This is a genomic window from Sorangium sp. So ce204 (genome assembly GCF_051526795.1).
In the GTDB taxonomy this organism is placed as follows: Bacteria; Myxococcota_A; Polyangia; order Polyangiales; family Polyangiaceae; genus Sorangium; species Sorangium cellulosum_B.
Window position 1 is genome coordinate 10,579,541 of record NZ_CP150317.1, and the last position, 21,575, is coordinate 10,601,115.

Sequence of the window (21,575 nt, forward strand, 5' to 3'; positions counted from 1 at the left end):
TCCGCGGCGCGTCATGGCGCAAGACGACCGACGCCGCTCCACAGGGCGTCCCGACAGCGCGCGAGGCGCTCGCACCGGGCGCGACGTCGGGCACGGCGTGCCGCAATGAGGCTTGGAGGAGCGCCCCGAAGCAGCTCTGGCCGGCGCGTCGACCCGCAGGTACACCTCGATCCATGGCCGATGCGTCTCCCCGGCGGAGGTTCAGCGCCGCGTTCGTTCGGTGGTCTCGCCGCGTCCGGCGGCGGCTCGCGCTCGATCTGATCCTCACCGGCGCCGCCGCTGGGATGATGCTCGGCGCGGTAGGCGCGGCGGTCGCCTGGCACATGCGTCAAGGAGCGCTGCGCCCCTGGATGGCCGCGGGCGGCTTGCTCGGCGCCGTCGCTGGCGCAGCGGTGGCGCGCCGGCGCCGGTGGACTGACCCGAACGTCGCGCTGTTTCTCGACGGCAAGCTCGGCTCCGCCGAGTCGGTCTCCACGGCCGTCGAGCTCGCAGCAGCCGAGGACGCGGCGGACGGCGCGCCCGGTGCCAGCGCAGCCGCGGCCCGCGAGGTGGTGTTCGCCCACGCGACCGCGGCCCTCGATGCCGCAACCGCCCGGCAGGTCCGCACGCCCCTGGGGCGACGCTGGCATGCCGGAGCGCCCCTCGCGGCAGCGGCCATTGGCTATCTCAGCTGGCTTCCCCTGCCACCAGCGCCCGCGGCAGCAGCGCCCCCACCCGGGGCCGATCAGGTACGCCTCGCCGAGATCGCCGGCCTCGGGCGGGTGGTCCAGCTTTCCGAGATCGACGCTCGAGACGCGGAGCAACACGACCGGCTGAAAAAGCTCTCAGACGACGCGAAGAGGCTCCGCGAAAAGCTGAAGAGCGGCGTCGAGCGCCGCGAAGCGCAGGCCGAGCTCGGCAGGCTCCGCGACGCGATCACGGCCGAGCGGCTATCGCTCGGCGAGGGCGAGCAGCGTCATGGGATGGAGTCGGCGCTCGGCAAGCTCGGAGAAGACCCTCAGCTGAAGCGGGCTGCGAAGGCGCTCGGCGATCGCGACCTCGTGGCGTTCGACGAGGAGATGGCGCGGCTCGCGAACAAGCTCGAGCGGGACGACCGCGAGCGGGCCAGGAAGGTGCTCGAGGAGGCCGCCGAAGCCGCCAAAAGGGCCGGCGCCCCCGGCGTGGCCAAGGCGCTCGAGGAACAGCGCAAGCTGCTGGATCAGCGCGGCAAGCAGGCCGACGCGTTGAGGGAGCTGGCGGAGGCGCTCGGCGACGGGCTCGGCGACGAGGGGCGCGACGCGCTCCGCGAGTTCGCCCGGACCGGCAGCGACCGCGACGCGCGGCGGCTTGCTGGCAGCCTCGAGGAGGCGCTCGAAAAATTGAGCCCCGAGGAGCGCAAGCGGCTCGCCGACCGCTTGAAGCAGCGAATGGCGCAGTCGCCCGAGAGCGCGCTCGGAGAGCCGATGTCAAAGGAGCAGATGCGCGAGCTCGCACGGCAGCTCGAGACGCCGGACGGACAGCGGCAGCTCGAGGAACAGCTGCGCCAGATGGCCCAGGAGGGGGGCCCGGGCAGCGAGGAATCGAAGCGCCAGCGAGCGCTCGACGATGCACAGCGCGGGGCGGGCGAGGCCGAGGGGCAGCTCGGGGGGACGCCGCTCCCGATGCCGATCGCAGGTGGGTCAGGCCAACCGGGGTTGGGCGGCCAGGAGCGCGGACAGGGCGGGCAGCAGGGCTCGTCGGCGAGCGGGGCGGGCAAGCAGGGGTCGGCGCAGCCAGGTCACTCGGAGGGCGGCGGCTCGGGCAGCCACGAAGGGCAGACCGACGCGATCGCCGGGGGTGAGCTGCGCTCACGGGCCAGCGCAAGGCTCAACCCGGGTAGGCCGATGCCGGGGATCGTGACGGGCCGAGCAGCCGGGCGCTCCGGAGACACCGCCAACGTGCGCGGCGAGAGCGCGCTCGGTGTCGTGGGTCCCCAGGAGGTCGGCGGTGTCGAGCGCAGCGATGTGCCCGAGGAGTACCGCGAGCAGGTGGGCCGTTACTTCCAGCCGCGCTGAGTCCGGGGACGAGACGTGGAGCGCGCAGCGCCCACCGGCCTTAGAAGCTCGCGCCCAGCAGCAGGCCGTTCGCCTCCGCGCTCACCAAGGGCGCGGCATACAGCCGGGGGAGCCCGGCCTTCGTGACCGGCGGGCGGCTCGACGTGGAGAACGCGTACAAGGCCGTCCCCGCGAGCACCACGCCGCCGCCGAGGAAGCTCCAGAACGAGACGTTGGCGAGCGTGGTCTGGGCGTCGCGCAGGTCGGTGCGCCTCGCGCTGCCGAACGGCTCCGTCGCTGCGGACTCGCCCTTTGCCGTGGAGAGGATCGCGAAGGTCACGCCCGACGCGAGCCCGAGCAGCCCGACGGCCCCGCCCGCGACCACCAGCGGAATGCTCGGGCCCGAATCGAGGCTGAGGGCGATGCTCTGGTCCGAGCCCCTCGCCACGAGCAGCGACGTCGACGTCCTGGCGCCAGCGCGGCGTGCCTCGATCGTGCGCTTGCCGGGATCGACGAACACCTGGGTGTCGAGGGGCGAATGCCCGACGACCTTGCCGTCGACGAGCACCTCGGCGTCGTCGACGTTCACGCTGATGCGAAGCGCGCCGACCTGCGACCTGGCGACGGCGAGGCGCTTCTGCAGGAAGCTCTTCTTCTCGGCCTTCTCGCCGAGCGGAAAGGTATTGAGCGCGTACAGGAGGTGCTCGGCCGCCTCGCGGGGCTGGTTCACCTCCAGCTCGACGTTCCCGAGGTTGCCGGCCACGTCAAAGCTTTGCTGGAGATCCCACGCCGCCTGATAACGCGCCTCGGCCTCGGCGAATCGCGCTTCATCGTAGAACCTGTTCCCCTCCCGGTAGAGCTGCGCGGCGCGCTCGCCCGCGCGCGACGTCGCAGGCGGGGCGTCGGTCGGAGAGTTCGGCATCAGCCGAGCCTCGCCGGTCGCGCTCGCGACGCTCGGCCCCAGAAGAACCGCCGCGCATGGGAGGAGCAGAGACAGGTATTTCAAGAATGGCTTTCGCATGATGGCTGGCGGGAGGAATGCAATCCGGAGAGGCGACGCCTCAGGGGAACGGACGCGGGGGAGCGGTCGTCCCCGGGGGCGTTGTGGGCGACGCAGAGGGCGCGGACGGCGGGACCGAGGGTGGGATCGGAGGGCTCACAGCCAAGTCGTAGAAGTCGTCCGCCGCCGTCGAAGGCTTGACGGGGCGCCTCACCTGCACGGCAGGGCGCGGTGATGACGGACGGGCGGCGACCGTGGCCGCGGAATGAGCGGGCGGCGAGCTCGGCTCCGCCGTGGGCGACGCCGTCGGAACCTCGGGCGCGGCGGGAACAGGTCGCTCTGCGGTGGGCGGCGGCTCGATCGCCACCGGGGGCGGATGTTCGGGCTGCGCGCTCGGGGTGGACGTCGCGAGACCAGCGGGATCGGGCGTGGGAGCGCGGCCGCCCTCGGCCAAGGCCGGATCCTGCTCGCTCGTCGGGTTGGCGGCGCGCCACAGCACCCAGAAGCCTGCGACCGTCGCGCTCCCCAGAAACACGAGCAACGCGAAGAGCGCCAGCGGGGCCCGCCGGCGGCGCGCCGCGAGCACCGCCGCGGCGGCCGCTGCGGTCACCGCGGTGTCGTCGGACCGCGCCGCGGTCGGCTGCAGCCCCGCTCGAGGCGCGCCAGCTGCTTGCGGGGGAGCGGCCGCTGCGATCGGCCGCTGCTTCCGGGACGACTGCCCGCGCGAGCCGGACGACTCGTCTTCGGGCGGCGGCCAGACGCCGCTGCCCACACCGACGCGGGCCGTGCGGACGCCACCGGGACGCGCGCCGCCCTGCCCATCGGGAGCCCCCGTCGGCGGACCCGGCAACCCCTGCACAGGGATCCTGCGCATCGTCGGCCGATTCCGTTCGTCGACGCCCTTCAACAGCGACGGCGCGACCTGGATCTTCTGCTGATCCATCGCCTGGTGCTCTCGGTTCGGAGGCAGCGTGACCGGAGGAACATACACCTGCTTGTCGCTCGGCCCCGCCTCGCGATCCTGGCGGCGCCGCGGCCTGGGCTCGCCCCACTGCACCATCCGCTCGGCGGGCGGCGCTGCGGGGCCGGTGTTCCCTTCTTCAGGTCTGCGGCGCGGCTCCTGCGTAAGCGCTCGCTGTTGCGCGGGTGAGGGGTGCTCTTGCGATGCAAAATTCGGCGTGTCGTACCCGCGCGGCGGCTGCTGCGGCAGCGTCGGTTGCTGCGGCGCGGCGTCGCCCGCAGCGCCCTGAGCCGCCGGCTGCCCTGGCGAGCTCTTGTTCGCGTTCCTGTTGGTCATGCCTGCCCCTCTCGCCACGCGCAAAAGGCGCGCTGCTGCCCCACGTGAGCAGCAGCGCATCGAGCCCCCGGTACAAGACGCCGCGCTGTCATGGGCGCGCTCCCGAGGTGATCTGCCTCGACCGCTGCACCGCAGACGGCGTGGCGGGTGCCGCGGCAGCGCTCCGACGAGCCCGGGAGCGCCGGAGACCAGCGTCGAACGTGCGCTGGTCCGCGCATGGTACCTCGGAGCTCGCTCGGGGACAGGGCCACGGCATGGACCCGAAGATACTCCACCCGGCCGCCACCACCACGCACCCAAGCGTCACCACCCCCTCCGGAGCGATGCCAAGGTCGCTCCATGGCAGGGCGCGGGCATCGGGAGCCGCCGCGGTCACGTCCGTGACGGCGGCGGCTCCCGATGCCCGAAGGCGCCGGTGTCGCGGACCATGACGTCGCGCGAGGCGCGGCTCCGCGGGTCGCCGGCGTGCGAAGTTGACCCTGGCCACCTTCTTGCTTCCACACCGAACCACGCGCGTGTTGTACAATACTGCGCTGCCAAAATTCCCGTGTGCCACGACATCGATTTTTTGCACCCATCCAGCATCCAAGGTCCACGACGGTCCGCACCCAGGTTGAGCTGCCGAGCTGCCTTCTGGCCCGCACCCAGGTTGAGCTGCCTCGTGGCCCGCACCCAGGTTGACCTCCACCGCGCGCCTAGGTTGAGGTTGACCCCTCCGAGGTTGACCCCTCCGAGGTTAGGTTGACCCTTCCGAGGTTGACCCTTCCGAGGTTGCCCCTTCCGAGGTTGACCCCTCCGAGGTTGACCCCTCCGAGGTTGACCCTTCCGAGGTTGCCCCTTCCGAGGTTGCCCCTTCCGACCCAGGTTGCCCTCTCAGCGCCGGCGCTCCCATTCCGCAGCCCGCATCGTAGCGGGTTCGTCACACCGGGTGACGTTCCTGGCATCCGCGGCGACGACGCCGTACCCGCCTGTCATCCCAGGAAGCTCACCAGCAGCGCCAAGGTGAAGCCGAAGAGCACCACGCTCACCACCAGCAATCCCATGGCCGCCCAGCTGGCCTGAGCGCGCGCGGGCTGTCGCGCGCGCCGCGGCCTGCTTCTGTGCGCCTCCGAGGCCCGCTGCAGCGCAGCCCCGGGGGCGGGCCGCGCTGCCATATACGCCGCCGTGAGGCCGAACGCCTTCACGGTCGCGCTCAACGTCGGTGGGAGCACCGGCGCCCGGACCGGCGGCAGCGTCAGCGGCGCCGTGCGCTGCCAGTACGCCCCGGACGGTATGACCGACCCACCATCCACCCCTCCCGAAAGCCCCGCGGCGATGCGCGACAGCTCCGCCGCGAACGCCACTGCGTCCGGAAAACGGAGCTCCGGGCTCTTCTCCAGCGCCCTCATGATCGCGCGGTCGAGCTCCGGCGGCACCGGTCGTGGCGCGTGGCTCGACGGCGGCGCGGGGACCTCGCTCGCATGGGCGCGCACGAGCTCGTGGACGCGCCTCATATGCTCGAACGGATCGCGACCGGCGACCAGCGTGTAGAGCACCACGCCGGCCGCATACACGTCGGTGCGCGCATCGACGGCGAGCCCGCAAGCCTGCTCGGGCGAGAGATAGCGCGGCGTACCGACGAGAACGCCCTCCTCCGTCTGATAGAGCGACGGCGCCGGCGCGCGCCCATCGCCGCGCGGAGCCACCACCTTGGCGATCCCGAAGTCGAGCACCTTCACCACGCGCCGACCCTGCGCATCCGCGTCGCACACGAAGAGGTTCTCGAGCTTCACGTCGCGGTGAACGATGCCCGCGCCGTGCGCCGCGGCGAGGCCCGCCAGCGTCTGCGTCACGAGATCGAGCGCCTCCATCGCGGGCAGCGCGCCGCGCGCCGCGAGCTCCTCGCGCATCGTCCGGCCGTAGAGCCGCTCCATGACGAGGAACGTCCTCCCCTCGGCGGTCCGCCCGAAATCGGTGACGGTCACCAGGTTCGGGTGGGCGAGCCGCGCCAGCGACTGCGCCTCGACGCGCATCCGCTCCACGAGCCGCGGCTCGCGGTTCAGGTCGCGGTGCAAGAGCTTCACCACCACTCGCTTGTCGAGGCCCACGTGCGCCGCCTCGATCACCTCGCCCATTCCCCCTCGCCCGAGCCGGCGCACGGGCCGGTACGGCGTTCCATCCAGCAAGGTATCGCTCAGCTCAGGCGCCGCGCATCGGCAGTCTTCGTGCGAAGGCAAGGCCATCCCCTGCGGGTCGAGGTGGTGCCGCCGTCGTCACACGACGCGAGGAATCGAGATCCCCTCTCGCTCCCGGACCTCGAGCGCGCGAGCGCTCTTCTCACACGCTCGCCACGGGACGCCCAAGATTTCGACAGATCTGCGCGCAGCGCATCCTGCTGCATTCCCCGGACGCGTTCCAAATTTCCACACAAAGAGACGCGCACGTACGATTTCGGAGCGCGCCGCGATCACGCCCCGTGATCAGGCGGCGGTGCCCGCGGCGCTCCCTGGCTCCGCGTGCTCGGGCGTGGCCGCGTGCGGCGGCGCTGCCTGCTCCGCCGCGAGCGCCGCCTCGTCTTCCCGGGCGAGGAGCGCGTCCGTCTCGGTGAAGGCTGCCTCGCGTTGCGCGACGACGGCAGCGCAGCGCGCGCGGGCCGCGGAGAGCAGGCCGAGCCCGACGGCGATCCAGCCAGCTGCGGCCGTGTACCCGGCGGCGAGGACAGACCCTGCGTCGCCCTGATCGGCCTTGGAGAGCATCACGAACGCATAGAACGGCGACGGGGCCGCGACGAGGAGAGCGCTCTCGCTCCTGTCGAGCTCCGCGACGAGGCCGGCGATGGCGGCGACGATCCATGGGCCGACCGCGATCGTGAAGAGCAGCGTCAGGAGCAGCGCCCGCGCGACCAGGGGCGAGGCGATCCGCGCGCGAAGGAACGCGCCGAGCCCGACGAGGAACACGTGGACGGCGAGCGCGTAGACGGCGACGTGCTGGACCTGCTGCGCCTGGATCTGCGGCGTCGGGACGGGCGCGCCGAGGCACAGCCGGTGCCCGACGACCCAGAGCGCGGCGATGGCGGGGACCCCCACTGCGAGGAGGAGGTACGCCGAGCGCATCACGCCGGGGCCGAAGAAGCGACGCAGCCGGCTGGCGCGGCTCCGAGCCCAGTGAACCTCGACGCGGCGCGAGGGACCGATCGGCTCTCCGGCAAAGAGGAACACGCAGAAGATCAGAAACGAGAGCGCCGCGCACACGCCCGCGACGATCGCGGGCAGGCGATCGGAGGCGTCCACCGAGAACGCCGGCACCGCGACGGCGGCGGTCGTCACCGGCGCGCAGACCGCGAACCACGTCTTCAGCCCGGAGGAGCGATCGTCGCTCTCGCCCGTGAGGTTCGCGACGGTCACCTGATACAGGAACCACGCGGGCATGCCGACCGCCGCGATCGGAAGGAGGATCAGGAAGAGCACGTAATCGAGGCCGAGCGGCGCGCGCTGGTAGGCGATCGGGAGCCAGATGGGCGGCCCCTCGGGGACCTCCGGCCAGGCCAGGTGGGCCGCGTACGAGAGCCCCGAGCCGCCCGCCGAGAACAGGCCGATCGACAGCGGGAACGCGAGCAGCAGCGTGACGAGGATCGCCGCGCGCAGGCTCCCCATCTTCGAGCTGATCGCCAGGCCGAAGGCCACGCTGAGCAGCGCGATCAAGAAGAGGAACAGGAAGGCGATCACCACCTCCATCGCGGTGATCCCGCCGAACAGGAACGGCAGCGCCCCGACGGGCGCGAGCATCACCACGTACATCGAGATCGCCGTGTACGCCGCGAGGAACTTGCCTCGCGCGATCTCGCCGGGCGGGATGCCCGTCAGGAGCACCGCCTCCCAGGTGCGCCCCTCGCGCTCCGAAGCGATGCTGTTCGCGGCGACCGCCGGCCCGACCAGCGCCACCACGAAGTACGCGAGCGAGAAGAAGACCTGGAACAGGATCACGCCCGTCTTCGCCGGCGCGATTTCCTTCGCCGCGATGCCGCCGATGGTCGCCACGAGCAGCGCCATCAGCACGGCCAGCACCAGCAGGATGATCGGCGTGCGGGCGAGGCGCGCCGCCTGCTTGAGCTCACGGATCCAGATCGGGTTCGGCTCGCGCAGGACGTGCCCCACGCGATGCCGCGCCCGATCGACGAGCCGCTGCGACGCCGGACCGGCGGGCGGCGATGTGCCAGTCTGCACGCTCACTGCACCTCTCCTTGCGTGACCTCCAGGAAGATCCTCTCGAGCTCATTGCGCTCCGGCTCGACGCCGATCACGCCGACGCCGCTGCGCACGAGGTGCTGCACGATCTCGGCGATCTTCACGTCGGTGCCCACGTAACCGACGTGCACGGCTCCGGCGACGATGTCGACGTCGGTGATCCCCGGCCCGCCCCTGACCAGGAAGGCCGCCGCCTCGGGATCGCCGAGGACCCGCACCTTGACCTTGCGCCGGGAGATCTGCGAGAGCGCCGGATAGGCCGCCTGCCCCGCGCTCGCCGGCGCAGCGGCGTGCGGCGGATGCGGGCCGTATCCGGGCGGCGGAGCGCCGTCCTGCGCGCGATCGACGGCGGCCGGATCCACCGGCGCGCCGTCGGGCGTGGCCGCCTCGGGTCCGTGCCGCGGCGGCGCGTACCCGTGCGCCTGCGGCCCGTACGCGCTCGGCGCGGCGCCATGGCGCGGCGGCGCGTGCCCGTGCGCCTGCGCCGCGCGCACCGCCTCGAGGCGCGCGGCGATCTCCCCGATCGGCCCGGCGACGACGAGCCGGCCCTTCTCGAGGATGCCGATCGACGTGCACACGTCGGAGAGCTCCGTGAGGATGTGCGACGAGAGGAAGATCGTCTTTCCCAGGCTCCGGAGCTCGAGCAAGAGATCGCGGATCTCGATGCGCGCGCGCGGATCGAGATCGCTCGCCGGCTCGTCCAGGATAAGGACCTTCGGATCGTGCAGCAGGATCCTCCCGAGCTGGAGGCGCTGCTTCATCCCCTTCGACATCGTGGCGACGATCCGGTCCTGGATCTTGCCGAGGTCGGTCAGCTCCAGGACGGCGTCGACCACGTCGAGCGACGGAACCCGGAAGGCGTCCGCGAAGAACTCGAGGTACTCGCGCACCGTGATCCTGTCGTAGACGCCGGCGTGATCCGGCATGTACCCGATGCTGCGGCGGACAGCCGCGGGGTCGATCGTCACGTCGACGCCGTCGATCTCGACCCGCCCCGCCATGGGCTCGAGCAAGGTCGCCATGACCCGGATCGTCGTCGTCTTGCCCGCGCCGTTCGGCCCGATGAAGCCGAAGATCTCGCCGGGGCCCACGTCGAAGGTGACGTCCTTCAGCACGTCGAGCGCGCCGAAGCGGTGCGAGAGGTGCCGGACGCGGATCGTCGGCCGAGGCCGCTCGATCTGCGCCGCGGCCGTGGAGAGCGGAGCGCCGCCGAGCGCCGCGCTCACGGCCTGCCTCCGTAGCCCACGACCCGCACGAGCACGCGGTCGCTGTCGATCCGCAACCCGGAGTCGCTCACGCGCCCCTCGCCGCCGTCGAGCTGGCCGAACAGCACGGGCACGCCGGCCGGGAACCAGTCGACCGATCCGCCGGCCGCCTCCTCGATGGCCAGCCACGCGGCGCCCAGCCCGGGCGCGTCGGGCTCGAGGAGCGGCGTCAGCAGCCTCCCGCCGAGGTCGTGGACGTCCATGCCGCCGACCCGCCGCCCGAAGCCCGCGTGCGAGAGCCAGCCCTGCCCCTCGCTCCGCGCCGCGAGATCGATCCCCGCGCGCGACGAGACCCTCTCCCCGTCGCCGATGCGGGCGAAGTAGCGGGCCGCGCCCTCCGGCAGCCACAGGACGCCGGCCCGGAGGTCGCGGCCGCTCCGGTTGCTCACGACGACGTCGCCGCTCGGATCGGCGACGATCGCGATGCCGTCGCCGAGCGACGCGGCCCCGTCCTCGCGCACGATCACCGTCTGCCAGGGGAGCGCCGCGACCTTCGTCAGCCGGGCCCCGTCGCGATCCACGAGCAACCGGTCACGCCGCTCCGAGAGCTCGGCGACCACCGCCGTGCTGATCACGCCGCTCGGGTCGGTCGTGCGGACCGTGAGCTCCTCCGCGCTGGCGACGAAGAAGCCCCGGAACCGGCGCACCGCCCCCTTCGTCATGCCGGCCCCCGCCTCGATCAGCGTGAGGTGGCGCGCCCGGCCGCGCACCCCCTTCGCGAGCAAGCCCACGCCGACGATCACCGCGAACGTGACCGCAGAGAGCACCGGCAGGTGCCAGAGCGCGCGGAGCGGCCTCCCCTGCCGCGCGGCGCGCGAGAAATTGATCGGACCAGCGAGCACCGCGTAAATGCAGAGCAGCAGCGCGGAGACCCCGATCGCCCAGCGGGAGCTCTCGTTCGGATCGAGCTCCCGCCGCACCGGATCGAGGTCGACGCCCATCGCATCCTCCCCCGGGCGGAAGGCCACGGTGGAGCGACGGTCGTAGGCTCGGCGAGCGAGATCGGCCACCCGGATCTTCACCCACGGGTCGCTGGCCGCGGGCGCGCGCGTGGGGTCGAACGCGAGCAGGTGCACCTCGCCGAGGCCGTAGAACGCCGAGCTGCCATACGCGCTCCCGCGCAGGTTGCCGCCCGACCAGCCAGAGAGCGACTCGGCCACCGCGGGGGTCGCGCTCGGCGCGGGCAGGAGCACGTTGCCCTGCTTGCCAAAGCCGCTGGAGCCGCCGGGCGGCGCGATCTCCGCGAGGGTGGGCGGCGCGACGGCCGCCCTCGCGACCTCACCGCCGACGAACGCCGCGAGCGTCGGGTGCCGCAGATCCTCGGGGCGGGCGACGGACAGCGCCAGCGTGCCGCCGGAGAGGACGAAGCCGGCGAGCGCCTCGAGCTCGGAGCCGCCCAGCCTGGACAGCGTGTCGGTGCGCATGAGCACGGCGTCCGCCGCGTTGTACAGGGCCGCTCGGTCGGGCAGCAGCGGGTCGCCGGTGGCGCTGTCGAAACGAGGCTGCCCGACCCAGAGGACAGGGCTCGGCGTCCCCCCGGGCGCGCGGCTGGTCGATATGTACAGCGGCGCGATCGGCGCGTCGTTGAGGCCCCCGCGGAGCAGCGACCTCTCGCTGACGTCGAAGAGCACCACCGCGTGTTGCGAGGTCGACGAGAGCCCCTGCGACGACACCTGCGCTCCGCCCTCATCGAGCGCCCGCACCTGCACGTCGCCGAAAGGCGACACGTGCACGGGCACGCGCACGTCGACCGACGTGCCAGCCCCGACGGCGTACGGCGCCGACGAGACGAAGACGCGGTCATCGGAGTAGCGCTTCGACTCGACCTCGACCTCGCCCCTGGCCGCCCGGCCGCCGTAGTTCTGGACGCGCACGACGACCTGGTTCCAGCCCCAGGGCATCCCGCCGCTCGTCCCGAGCACGGGCGCCACGTCGATGACGAGCGCCGCCGCGGTCGACGGGGGCGGCGCCTGCCCGGACGCGGGCCCCGCCGAGAAGAGCGCCGCGAGCGACGCCGCCCCCGCGAGGCCCTTCGCGCCTCTCGCCAGCGACCCGCTCCGGATCGCCTGCCCCCGCGGCTCCTGCACGCGCCTCATCGCCGGATCGCCTGCGCCACGGGCTCGGGCCGCGCCTCGATCGCGGAGAGGAGCGCCGCGATCACCTGATCCGTCGTGATCCCCTCCGCCTCGCCCTCGAAGGACCGGATCATCCGGTGGCGGAGCACCGGCTTGGCGACCCGCTGCACGTCGGCGAAGGCGACGTGCGCCCTTCCCTGGAGCAGCGCCGCGGCCTTCGCGGCCAGCACCAGCGACTGCGCGCCGCGCACGCCGGCGCCGAACCGGAGCGACCTCCGCACGATCTCGGGCGCCCCCTCGGCGGCCGGATCGCTCGCCCGGGTGAGCCGCGACGCGTACCGCATGACGGGCTCGGCGACCGCGATGTCGCGGCAGAGCGACCGCAGCGAGAGCACGTCGTCGCGGGTGAGCACCCGCGGCGGCGGCCCGCGATCGTGGCCCGTGGTGCGGGCGAGGATCTCGGTCATTTCATCCTCGGTCGGGCTCGGCACGAGCACCTTGAGCAAGAACCGATCGAGCTGCGCCTCCGGCAGCGGGTAGGTCCCTTCCATCTCGATCGGGTTCTCGGTGGCCAGCACGAAGAACGGCTCCTCCATCGCGTACCGCGTGCCCGCGATGGTGCACGCGTGCTCCTGCATGGCCTCGAGAAGCGCGCTCTGCGTCTTCGGCGTCGCCCGGTTGATCTCGTCGGCCAGGATCACCTGCCCGAAGATCGGCCCCTTGTGCAGCGAGAAGTGGCGCGAGCCGTCCGCCGCCGCGACGAGCACGTTCGTGCCGGTCACGTCGCTCGGCATGAGATCCGGGGTGAACTGGACGCGCGAGAACGCGAGATCCAGGCAGCCGGCGATGGTCCTGACGAGGAGCGTCTTGCCCAGCCCCGGCGCCCCCTCGAGGAGGACGTGCCCTCCCGCGAGGATCCCCCACAGCGTCTGCTCGATGACGTCGTCCTGCCCGACCACGGCCTGCCCGATCGCCTCTCGCAGCCGCGTGCTCGTCCGCTGGGCGAGCTCGAGCCTCGCCTCGAAGGACGCAGGGGCCGCGCCCTGCCCGCCGTCAATACCCGCGCCTGATTCCGCCGCCATCTGGTCGCCCTCGGCCGACGACGATAGCCGGCCGCGCCCCGCGCGTCGATCGGACCTCGCCACATGCTATGTCTTGCGAATGAGGATGCTTATGTTGACCTGTCGCCGTGGGCTCGCCTCGCTCTGCCTTGCCGCGCGCAGCGGCGCGGCGCTCGCCGTGGTGCTGTCGCTCGGCGCGAGCGCCTGCGCGTCGGTCGTCGGTGAGCATGAGGTGGAGACCAAGTTCCTCGTGAAGCCCACCTCGCAGTCGGCCTTCTCCGGATGGAGCGAGCTGTCCGTCTCGGAGGACCCGAACTCCGTCGACAGGGCCGAGCTCATGTACATCCGGCTGGAAGCACGCGATGACAACGTGCCGGATCTCACCTTCCTCAAGAGCGTCTCCGCCTCGGCCGTCGTCGACGGCAAGTCGACCGTCGTCGCCAAGAAGGCGCCGATGCCCACCGGGGAGCGCATCGTCCCGCTCGATCGGGTCTATCACGACGACATCCGGCCCTTCTTCTACAAGGACGACGCGAGCGGCGATTACACGGTGCACGTCGACTGGGAGGGCAAGGTCGATCTGACGAAGACGATCCCGCCCGAAGGCGTGTGGATGAAGGTCCTCGTCGCCGTCCGCATCGAGTGATCGAGGCCGCGAGGACGGCGGCGCCGCAGGCGCCCAGGAAGACGGAGTGCTTCTGCAGGGAAGGCGACCCGACGTGCGGCGGCCTTCCCTGGCGGTTCAGCGGGGCACGGCCGCGCGAGCGCAGCCGACGAGCTCCTTGAAGAGCGGCGAGGTGACGTACCGCTCCCCGCCGTCGGGAAGGATCACCACGATCCTCTTTCCCTGCATCTCGTCGCGCGCCGCGATCGACAGCGCCGCCGCCATCGCCGCGCCGCCGGAGATGCCGACGAGGATGCCCTCGGTCTTGGCGAGCCGGCGCGCGGCGTCGAACGACTCGTCCTCGGACACGGGCACCACCTCGTCGATGAGCTCGCGCCGGAGGATCTTCGGGACGAAGCCCGCGCCGATGCCCTGGATGAGGTGCGCGCCCACGCGGCCGCCGCTCAGCACGGCCGCGTTTTTGGGCTCGACCGCGATCATCTTCACGCCCGGCTTCTTCTGCTTGAGCACCTCGCCCACGCCGGTGATCGTCCCGCCGGTCCCCACGCCGGCGACCACGACGTCGACCGTCCCGTCCGTGTCCTCCCAGATCTCGCGCGCGGTCGTCACGCGGTGCGCGGCGGGGTTCGCCGGGTTCTCGAACTGCTGGAGCATCACCGCGCCGGGCGTCCCTTCCACGATCTGGCGCGCTCGCGCGACGGCCTGCACCATGAGCGACCCGGGCGTCAGCAGCACCTCGACCCCGAAGGCCCGGAGCAGCGCGATCCGCTCGGGGCTCATCGACTCGGGCATCGTGAGGATCAGCCGGTAGCCCTTGGCCGCGGCGATCATCGCCAGCGCGAGGCCCGTGTTGCCGCTCGTCGGCTCGACGAGGACGCTCCCGGTCTTCAGCTTGCCCTGCCGCTCCGCGTCCTCGACCATCGCGAGGCCGATGCGATCCTTGACGCTGCCGCCGGGGTTCCGGCTCTCGACCTTGCCGATCAGCTCGGCGCGCAGCCCCTTGCCCGCAGAGCTCAGGCGGACGAGGGGGGTGCGCCCGATCGTCGCCGCGATGTCGTCGAAGATTGAAGCCACGTGCCGCCTCCCGTGATGGCCGTTGGCAGACGGGAGCGCCGGCCAGCGGGCTAGATGGAGTAATCTTGCACGAAGATCTTGGCGTCTCGGAGATTTACCAGCACCCTGTCCCCCTCGGACAGGCCGAGCTCGGCGACGCGATCCTTGGTCAGCTCGACGGAGAGCGGCTGGCCGTCGGAGAGGCGGAGCTCTGCCTTGACCATCCACCCGACCCGCGACAGCCGCTCGACGCGCGCGACGCTGGCGTCGTCGGCGGCAGGCGTCTTCGAGGAGTCGATCCGGGTGTGGACCTCGATGTCGTGCGGACGTACGAAGGCGTGCACGCTCGCGCCGTCGCCGGTCCCGGGGGGAGCGTGCACCGCGAGGGTACCGAGCGCCGCCTGGCCGTCGCGCACCTGCCCCTTGAGCACGTTGATCGACCCGACGAAGCTCGCGACGAACTCGGTCGCCGGCCGGTCGTAGATCTCCTCCGGGGTGCCGATCTGCTCGACCCGCCCCTTGTGCAGCACGATGACCCGATCGGCGAGGTCCATCGCCTCTTCCTGGTCGTGGGTCACGAAGACGCTCGTGATCCCGCGCTCCTTGTGGAGCCTCCGGATCCACTCGCGCAGCTCGAGGCGGACCTTGGCGTCGAGCGCCCCGAACGGCTCGTCGAGCAGGAGCAGCGACGAGCCTGGCGCGAGCGCGCGCGCCAGCGCGACGCGCTGCCGCTGGCCGCCGGACAGCTCGTGCGGGAACCTGCCGCCGAGCCCGTCGAGCTGCACGAGGTTGAGGAGCTCGTCGACGGTGGTCGCGATCTCCTTCCGTGGCCGCTTCCGGATGCTGAGGCCGAAGCCGATGTTGTCGCGCACGCTCATGTGCCTGAACAGCGCGTAGTTCTGGAAGACGAAGCCGATGTTCCGGTCCTGGACGCGGGTGGTCGTCGCGTTCTTGCCGTTCAGGATGACCTCGCCGGAGTCGGGGCTCTCGAGCCCGGCGATGATGCGCAGGACGGTGCTCTTGCCACCTCCGCTCGGCCCGAGGAGCGCGACCAGCGCGCCGCTCTCGATCTCGAACGAGACGTCATCGACCACCTTGTTCGGACCGAACCGCTTCGTGAGCCGCTCGACAACAATTCCCATAAGCAACAGCTAGCCTTCCGACCCGTCTCGATCGCGCCTCGGACAGAAAAAGCGAGGGGCCCGAGCGCGCACCAGCGTCGCCCGCCGGGCGGGTAGGCGCAACCAGATTCAGAAATACACATCGGAAAGGTGGGCGTATTTGCAAGAACGGGTGGGGGCGTGCTGATGCGAGGAGGCTGACAGAAGGCAGGAAGCGCGGAGCTCATGCTCAGGCCGTCCCCCCTCAGGGGTCGGTCTGTCCTCAACCTCGGTCGGTCCGCTGTCCTCAACCTCGGTCGGCCCGCTCGCTGGTCCCCAACCTCGGTCGGTCCCCAGTCCGCTGTCCTCAACCTCGGTCGGTCCGCTGTCCTCAACCTCGGTCGGTCCGCTGTCCTCAACCTCGGTCGGTCCGCTGTCCTCAACCTCGGTCGGCCCGCTGTCCTCAACCTCGGTCGGTCCGCTGTCCTCACGGTCGGTCCGCTGTCCTCAACCTCGGTCGGTCCGCTGTCCTCAACCTCGGTCGGTTTCCAGTCGGTTCCCGAGCCCCGGAGCGAGCTCAGCGGCGTGGCGGGCTTCGCGCGGCCGGCTGCTGCCCGACTCAACGGATGGCCCGAGGTGCTAGCATCGCCGCGCCGCGACGCGGCAGGCCCGGGGCCGGAGGCCGCGGCGCGGCTGGACGAGGACGCGAGGCCGCGACGCGGCAGGACCAGGACGGAAGGCGGATGCGTTGTCTGGTGACGGGGGTGGCCGGATTCATCGGCTCCCACCTGGCGGAGCGGTTGATCGAGCTCGGGCACGAGGTGCTCGGGGTAGACCGCTTCACCGACTACTACGCCCGCGAGCTCAAGGAGGGGAACCTGGCACGGCTGCGCGGCGAACCGCGCTTCTCTCTCTCGACGGCCGACCTCGCGACAGACGATCTCCGCCCGCTGCTCTCCGGCCGCGAGGTCGTCTTCCACCAGGCGGCGCAGGCGGGCGTGCGCCCGAGCTGGGGACAGAGCTTCGAGCTCTACCTCCGCGACAACGTGCTCGCGACGCAGCGGCTGCTGGAGGCAGCCAGGGCGCACGGCCAGGTGCGCAAGCTCGTCTATGCCTCGTCCTCCTCCGTGTACGGCGACCCCTTCGGCGACACGGGGGATATGCCCATGCGCGAATCCAGCCGAACCGCCCCTCACTCCCCCTACGGGGTGACGAAGCTCGCCGCCGAGCAGCTCTGCGAGCTGTACCGGCGCAATTTCGGCCTGCCCACGATCTCGCTCCGGTACTTCACGGTGTACGGCCCCAGGCAGCGCCCCGACATGGCGTTTCACCGGTTCATCGCCGCCGTGCTGAAGGGCGAGCCCGTCCGCGTCTACGGCGACGGCGAGCAAACGCGCGATTTCACGTACGTGAGCGACGCGGTGCAGGCCAACGTCGACGCCATGGAGGGCGGCGCGGTCGGCGTGTTCAACATCGGCGGCGGCTCGCGGGTGAGCCTCAACGACGCGCTCGGGCTGCTGGGGGAGCTCGCAGGACCCGTGCGCGTCGAGCGGGGAGAGCCGCAGCCCGGCGACGTCCGGCGCACCTGGGCGGACACCGCCGCCGCGCAGGCGGCGCTCCGGTACGTGCCCCGGGTGCCCCTGCGCGAGGGACTGGCGGCGCAGGTCGCCTGGCAAACGAGGCGGCTCGGGCTCTGCCGGTGACGGGTCCTCCGCGCCCTCACGCGCCGGCATCACCTCCGCGAGGGACGAGCTCGACCACGCGCGCCGCCGGCACGCGCGCACCCACGATCTCGTCCGCGAGGTTGACCCAGCGCACGCAGCGATCGAGGACGACGCTGTCGGACGAGATCACGCCCGCCGCCCCCGCGAGGAGGCGGTCGGGATCGGGCACGAGCGTCGCCTCGATCGAGAGCGGCGCGCCCCCGAGCCGCTCCAGGATCCGCGCGCGCAGCCGCCCGGAGCTGGGGATGGCCGCGTCGAGGAGGAAGCGCGCGCGCGCCGCGCCGGCGCCGGACAGCGCGTCGCCGATCCGATCGAGGGCCGCGTCGGTCTCCGTGATCGGCGCGTAGCTGCCGCGCAGCCCCGCGAGATCGCGCAGCGCCCTCTCCGGCCCGCGCACGAGCAGCCCGCCCGCGAGCGCCACCTCCAGGGTGATGATCAGGTTGAAGCCGTCGATGTTCGCCTCCGCGCCCTGGAGCGACGACGACGGAGCGCAGCGCGCGAGGCGCGACGCCCGCTGCGCGTCCGAGCAAGCGGCCCGCTGCAGCGCGAGGCGCTGGCGTGCGGCCAGCTGGTGGTGATCGCCGGCGGTCCGGATCGCGGTGCGCAGCGGATAGCCGCGGCCGAGGAGCCACGTCACCTCCTCGAAGGCCACGCGCAGCGTCCGGACGGCATCGGGGCCGAACAGCCGTGCATCGTCCGGGTGTCCGCCGCGCGGCGCGCCGCTGTGCTCGCCCGCCACGTCACCCGCCTCCGCGGCGCACCAGCACGCCGTCACGTTGTCCGGCCGCCACAGCCCATCGCCGGCAGCTGTCACGCCTCGATGGATAGATCGACCTGCTGAGGGGCTGCTTCGAGCAACCGTCGGATGAGCTCCGCGCTCGCCGCTCGACGCAGAAGGGGGTCAGCAGATCAGAGGCCCTTCCGCCCGAACCCAAGACAACCCACCTGGGAGTGGGTGATGCCGTGAGCGCGAAGCAGCCCGCCTCCTTGTCGCGGTGCCGCGCGACAGGTCGATCGCTACCCTGTTCACGGCAACCTTGTCTTCTCATTTCATCGCCTCCGCCTTGGAAATCACGGCCCGCCGTGGTCGGTATCTTCCGCCGATCGCATTCCTCTGAGCTCCCCGAATTTCTCACCCAGCTCCACCATTTCTCGTCTGCCCGCAGCGCACAGGCAGGCCGAGCACGCTCCGCTCCCGCCCGGCGTACTGGGCTCTTGCTCCCCTGGTTGCCAGCGCCATCCACGGAGCTCGCAGCAGCGCTGGCCCGTCGGAGCACACGAGGAAGACATCGCCCGACCGACAGCGCCGCCTCCGCCCGCGGATCGAGGGCGCCCTTGCGGCGGCGCCCGTCGATCATTCGCGCTCGTCTTCGTGCAGCGGGAGTTTGGGCCACGTCCCGGAGGGCGGCGTGAGATCCTCCACCGGCTCCCCTCGAGCGGAGCGCTCTGCTCTGCAGTGCGGGCAACAGCGCTCCGGATCCCAGTCGACGTCCTCGAGATCCAGCTTCCGCAGCCACGCGAGCTCCCACATCAGCCTCGGGCTCACGTGAATCACGTTGCCCGAACGACGCGTGCCGTTGCCGCTGAACCGCCGACGCTTGGTCACGAGCGCTCCTCTTGGTGGGACGAGGGCACCCATTCTGCCGCCGACAAACCCGCTCGCCAAGCGCGCTCTCGCCGAGATCCGAGAGGTCGCGCGGGCTTACGTTGGGCTGCGTAAAATTCTCATGAAATGACATGGTCGATCTCATTTTTCCCAGGGCTCGTCGGTCTCGACGTGCCAGCAAACTCCACTCGCTCGGGTCCAGCTGCGCCCGTGACGGGAGGCAGCAGCGCGTCATGCCGCGCACGTCACCCGCCTCTTAGGCGTGCCAGCACGCATGTCACGTTGTCCGGTCCGCCGTGCTCGTTGGCGATGTCGACCAGCAGGCTCGCCGCCAGGCTCAGGTCCCGGTGCCTCCCCAGCACCCCCTCGATCCGCGCCTCCGGCACCGGGCCCCACAGCCCATCCGAGCAGACGAGGAGCACGTCGCCCGGCTGGGTCGGCTCCACGCGCGACTCGATCTCCACGCTCTTGTCGCACCCGAGCGCCCGCGTCACCGCGTCCGCCCGTCCGCTCAGCGCCTCCAGCGCTGCGAGCGCGCCGTCGCCCTCGCTCAGCAGCTCCTCCAGCAGCGTGTGATCCCGCGTCAGCCGCTCCAGCTTGCCGCCGCGCATCCGGTACACCCGCGAGTCGCCCACGTGCGCGATGTACGCCATCCCCGCTCCGAGCAGCACGCCCGCGAACGTCGTCGCCATGCCGCGCACCTCCTCTTTCTTCTGGCTCGCCTCGTAAATCGCCCGGTTCGCGCGCCGCACGCTCATCACCAGCCGCACCTCGTCACGGTCGTGCGGACTCCCCGTGCCGTACGGCCACGTCTCCTCGAGATCCTCGTCCACCTCGAAGCAGCTCTTGACCACCTCGATGGCCATCCGGGACGCGACCTCGCCGGCCGCGTTGCCGCCAAGACCGTCGGCGACCATGAAGAGCCCCACGCACGGCAAGGCCGCGAAGCTGTCCTCGTTGTGGCTACGCCGCCGGCCCACGTCCGACTGCGCTGCTGCCTCGATGGCGAGCTGTGGAACCACCTTCGTCCTCCTCGCGCGCTCGTCTTCGGGACGAGCCGAGCCATGGCGCGCCGCAGGCAGCGGCGCGCGTTCTTCTGCACCCGATCAAGCCGCGCCGCGCGCGGCGTCGCTACGTCGTTACCTCAGCGCAGCCGCAGCGCTGCCAGCACCACGCCGCACAAGCCCCCAGCACGAAGAGCGCCGTGCCGACGAGCGCCAGGCGCGACCTGCGCTGGTCGATTTCGCCCTTCACAGGCGCCGCGCTCATGAGAAAAAGGCGAGGAGGGAGTCGCTGTTCCTGGACGGCGCGCCAAGCGCGGGGGTTGAAGACGATCCAGCTGTCCCTCGGCCAACCCTCCGGCGTTATGGGCCACCGCCGCGCTGCGGTGGTGGTCCGCCGGTCGCCCTGCCGAGCCGTTTCCGGTCTCCTCTACCCTTCTAGTTCCGGCGAGCGGCCCTGGTTCGCTGCACAATCGTCCGCCGGTTGCATTTTTTCCTCCGCGACCCCGATGACGCCATGCGTTAAACAGTGCAGCGAAGCCATGGCAGGGGGCGGGGAGGGGAGCCGTGCGGCCAGGCTGATGGCGGCTCACGGCAGCTCCTGGGTGTCGGCGGCGAGGCCGTCCTGGCCGGGGTTCTTGGCCGCCGGCGCATGCTGCCTTGGTGCCGCCGACGCCAACGCCGCCCGCGCCGCCGGCCTGCCCGACCTGTCCTGCTGGGAGCTGGTCGCTGCTCCCGACGACCCTTCCACGGGCGGCGTCGTCGGCACCGAGGCCGCAGATCCACCCGGCGCTGAGATCGGCCCCTCCGACGCGCTCGCTGCCGGAGCGCTGGCCATCGCTGCACCCGGCGCGCCAGCCTTCTCCTCGCCCTCCGCGGCCCCGCCTGCGCCGCGTGCCTCCTGTCCCGTGCCCCCGCCCCGCCTCGCCCCCTCCCGCGGCGGCGGCACGCGCCGCGGATCCTCGATCTGGACCCGCTCCATCTCCACCGTCGGGTGCAGCGGCGCCGGCGCGACCTCGCCCACCGCGTAGGCCTTCGCCTCGTCCTCGCCCTCGCTCTGGATCGCCCGGGTCGTGTCACCGACTGGCTTCAATCCGACAGCGACAAGAAAGAGCAGCAGAAGGATAGATGCCCCACCCCGGCCCGTCCTCGGCCCTGCGGGCCTGCGGGCGGTCCGCCCGCCCCATGTCCCGCGCTCCGCGCGGTACGGGGCGGGCGCGTCCATCCCCGACACCCCGGTTGTCATCGAAAGGTCCGAAGACCGCCTCGCCGTGGTCCTCCTCTCGATCCCGCCTTCGTCTCGGCCGCGAAACGCGATGACACCGCCGCGCGTGCGGCCACACCGCCTCGCCCGCCGCACGCGAGCGACGGCCCCGCCTGGAAGCTCGTGGTCGACGTTGCCCGGAGAGAGTCCACATGAAGGCGGGAAGTTCATTGATCTTTTCTTCCCGCCTTCCCGCCTTGATGTTCAAATTTGGCCACTACCCGCCTCCCAGGCGTGCCAGCACGCACGTCACGTTGTCCGGTCCGCCG

Annotated in this window: 17 protein-coding genes; 3 read left to right on the forward strand and 14 right to left on the reverse strand. The window is 71.9% G+C overall.

Annotation, left to right across the window (positions count from 1 at the left end; genetic code table 11):
* The first annotated feature begins 173 nt into the window (after positions 1 to 173).
* The gene (locus WMF22_RS39745) at positions 174 to 2,033 is read left to right on the forward strand and encodes a hypothetical protein (protein ID WP_438033103.1); all 1,860 of its coding nucleotides are present in this window, start codon (positions 174 to 176) and stop codon (positions 2,031 to 2,033) included.
* A gap of 40 nt (positions 2,034 to 2,073) precedes the next feature.
* Here the strand turns inward: WMF22_RS39745 and WMF22_RS39750 are convergent, their stop codons facing one another.
* The 8 genes from WMF22_RS39750 to WMF22_RS39785 form a co-directional block, all read right to left on the reverse strand.
* On the reverse strand, positions 2,074 to 2,934 hold the full coding sequence (locus WMF22_RS39750) for a hypothetical protein (protein ID WP_437295154.1): 861 nt from the start codon (positions 2,932 to 2,934) through the stop codon (positions 2,074 to 2,076).
* Between the two features lie 139 nt (positions 2,935 to 3,073).
* The gene (locus WMF22_RS39755) at positions 3,074 to 4,309 is read right to left on the reverse strand and encodes a hypothetical protein (RefSeq protein WP_437295155.1); all 1,236 of its coding nucleotides are present in this window, start codon (positions 4,307 to 4,309) and stop codon (positions 3,074 to 3,076) included.
* Between the two features lie 695 nt (positions 4,310 to 5,004).
* A complete protein-coding gene (locus WMF22_RS39760) occupies positions 5,005 to 5,253 on the reverse strand; it encodes a hypothetical protein (RefSeq protein WP_438033104.1) in 249 nt (82 codons plus the stop codon).
* A 27-nt stretch (positions 5,254 to 5,280) separates the two neighbouring features.
* Positions 5,281 to 6,474, reverse strand: a complete 1,194-nt coding sequence (locus WMF22_RS39765; RefSeq protein ID WP_438033105.1) for a serine/threonine-protein kinase — start codon at positions 6,472 to 6,474, stop codon at positions 5,281 to 5,283.
* 294 nt (positions 6,475 to 6,768) lie between these two features.
* Positions 6,769 to 8,517, reverse strand: a complete 1,749-nt coding sequence (locus WMF22_RS39770) for an ABC transporter permease (RefSeq protein WP_438033106.1) — start codon at positions 8,515 to 8,517, stop codon at positions 6,769 to 6,771.
* Positions 8,514 to 9,758: an ABC transporter ATP-binding protein gene (locus tag WMF22_RS39775; protein ID WP_438033107.1), complete on the reverse strand. Its 1,245-nt coding sequence runs from the start codon at positions 9,756 to 9,758 to the stop codon at positions 8,514 to 8,516. The genes WMF22_RS39770 and WMF22_RS39775 overlap by 4 nt, the downstream gene beginning before the upstream one ends.
* Positions 9,755 to 11,893: a hypothetical protein gene (locus WMF22_RS39780; protein WP_438033108.1), complete on the reverse strand. Its 2,139-nt coding sequence runs from the start codon at positions 11,891 to 11,893 to the stop codon at positions 9,755 to 9,757. The genes WMF22_RS39775 and WMF22_RS39780 overlap by 4 nt, the downstream gene beginning before the upstream one ends.
* Entirely contained in the window at positions 11,890 to 12,954 is a 1,065-nt protein-coding gene (locus tag WMF22_RS39785) for an AAA family ATPase (RefSeq protein ID WP_438033109.1), read from the reverse strand. Before WMF22_RS39785 ends, WMF22_RS39780 begins: the two co-directional genes overlap by 4 nt.
* A 91-nt stretch (positions 12,955 to 13,045) precedes the next feature.
* Between WMF22_RS39785 and WMF22_RS39790 the strand changes: the two genes are divergently transcribed.
* Positions 13,046 to 13,579 carry a hypothetical protein gene (locus WMF22_RS39790; protein ID WP_438033110.1) on the forward strand — a complete coding sequence of 178 codons (534 nt, stop codon included), beginning with the start codon at positions 13,046 to 13,048 and terminating at the stop codon, positions 13,577 to 13,579.
* Between the two features lie 96 nt (positions 13,580 to 13,675).
* On the opposite strand, the gene cysK is transcribed toward WMF22_RS39790, so the two are convergent.
* Positions 13,676 to 14,632 (reverse strand): cysteine synthase A, encoded by a 957-nt coding sequence (gene cysK, locus WMF22_RS39795; protein ID WP_438033111.1) that lies wholly within the window; start codon positions 14,630 to 14,632, stop codon positions 13,676 to 13,678.
* A 50-nt stretch (positions 14,633 to 14,682) separates the two neighbouring features.
* Positions 14,683 to 15,753 (reverse strand): sulfate/molybdate ABC transporter ATP-binding protein, encoded by a 1,071-nt coding sequence (locus tag WMF22_RS39800; RefSeq protein WP_438033112.1) that lies wholly within the window; start codon positions 15,751 to 15,753, stop codon positions 14,683 to 14,685.
* A gap of 701 nt (positions 15,754 to 16,454) precedes the next feature.
* On the opposite strand from WMF22_RS39800, the gene WMF22_RS39805 reads away from it, so the two are divergent.
* Entirely contained in the window at positions 16,455 to 17,414 is a 960-nt protein-coding gene (locus tag WMF22_RS39805; RefSeq protein ID WP_437295164.1) for an NAD-dependent epimerase/dehydratase family protein, read from the forward strand.
* 16 nt (positions 17,415 to 17,430) lie between these two features.
* On the opposite strand, the gene WMF22_RS39810 is transcribed toward WMF22_RS39805, so the two are convergent.
* From WMF22_RS39810 to WMF22_RS39825, 4 genes are all read right to left on the reverse strand, one after another.
* On the reverse strand, positions 17,431 to 18,249 hold the full coding sequence (locus WMF22_RS39810) for a DUF434 domain-containing protein (protein ID WP_438033113.1): 819 nt from the start codon (positions 18,247 to 18,249) through the stop codon (positions 17,431 to 17,433).
* A gap of 540 nt (positions 18,250 to 18,789) precedes the next feature.
* The gene (locus WMF22_RS39815; protein WP_437295166.1) at positions 18,790 to 19,041 is read right to left on the reverse strand and encodes a hypothetical protein; all 252 of its coding nucleotides are present in this window, start codon (positions 19,039 to 19,041) and stop codon (positions 18,790 to 18,792) included.
* A 245-nt stretch (positions 19,042 to 19,286) separates the two neighbouring features.
* Positions 19,287 to 20,063, reverse strand: a complete 777-nt coding sequence (locus WMF22_RS39820) for a PP2C family protein-serine/threonine phosphatase (RefSeq protein ID WP_438033114.1) — start codon at positions 20,061 to 20,063, stop codon at positions 19,287 to 19,289.
* Positions 20,064 to 20,631: 568 nt separating this feature from the next.
* Positions 20,632 to 21,135 (reverse strand): hypothetical protein, encoded by a 504-nt coding sequence (locus tag WMF22_RS39825; protein WP_437295168.1) that lies wholly within the window; start codon positions 21,133 to 21,135, stop codon positions 20,632 to 20,634.
* Positions 21,136 to 21,575: the final 440 nt, after the last annotated feature.

Coding starts and splice junctions, on each gene's coding strand:
- WMF22_RS39745 (WP_438033103.1), top strand. CDS start 174: ATGGCCGATGCGTCTCCCCGGCGGAGGTTCAGCGCCGCGTTCGTTCGG.
- WMF22_RS39750 (WP_437295154.1), bottom strand. CDS start 2,934: ATGCCGAACTCTCCGACCGACGCCCCGCCTGCGACGTCGCGCGCGGGC.
- WMF22_RS39755 (WP_437295155.1), bottom strand. CDS start 4,309: ATGACCAACAGGAACGCGAACAAGAGCTCGCCAGGGCAGCCGGCGGCT.
- WMF22_RS39760 (WP_438033104.1), bottom strand. CDS start 5,253: ATGCCAGGAACGTCACCCGGTGTGACGAACCCGCTACGATGCGGGCTG.
- WMF22_RS39780 (WP_438033108.1), bottom strand. CDS start 11,893: ATGAGGCGCGTGCAGGAGCCGCGGGGGCAGGCGATCCGGAGCGGGTCG.
- WMF22_RS39785 (WP_438033109.1), bottom strand. CDS start 12,954: ATGGCGGCGGAATCAGGCGCGGGTATTGACGGCGGGCAGGGCGCGGCC.
- WMF22_RS39790 (WP_438033110.1), top strand. CDS start 13,046: ATGTTGACCTGTCGCCGTGGGCTCGCCTCGCTCTGCCTTGCCGCGCGC.
- WMF22_RS39800 (WP_438033112.1), bottom strand. CDS start 15,753: ATGGGAATTGTTGTCGAGCGGCTCACGAAGCGGTTCGGTCCGAACAAG.
- WMF22_RS39805 (WP_437295164.1), top strand. CDS start 16,455: ATGCGTTGTCTGGTGACGGGGGTGGCCGGATTCATCGGCTCCCACCTG.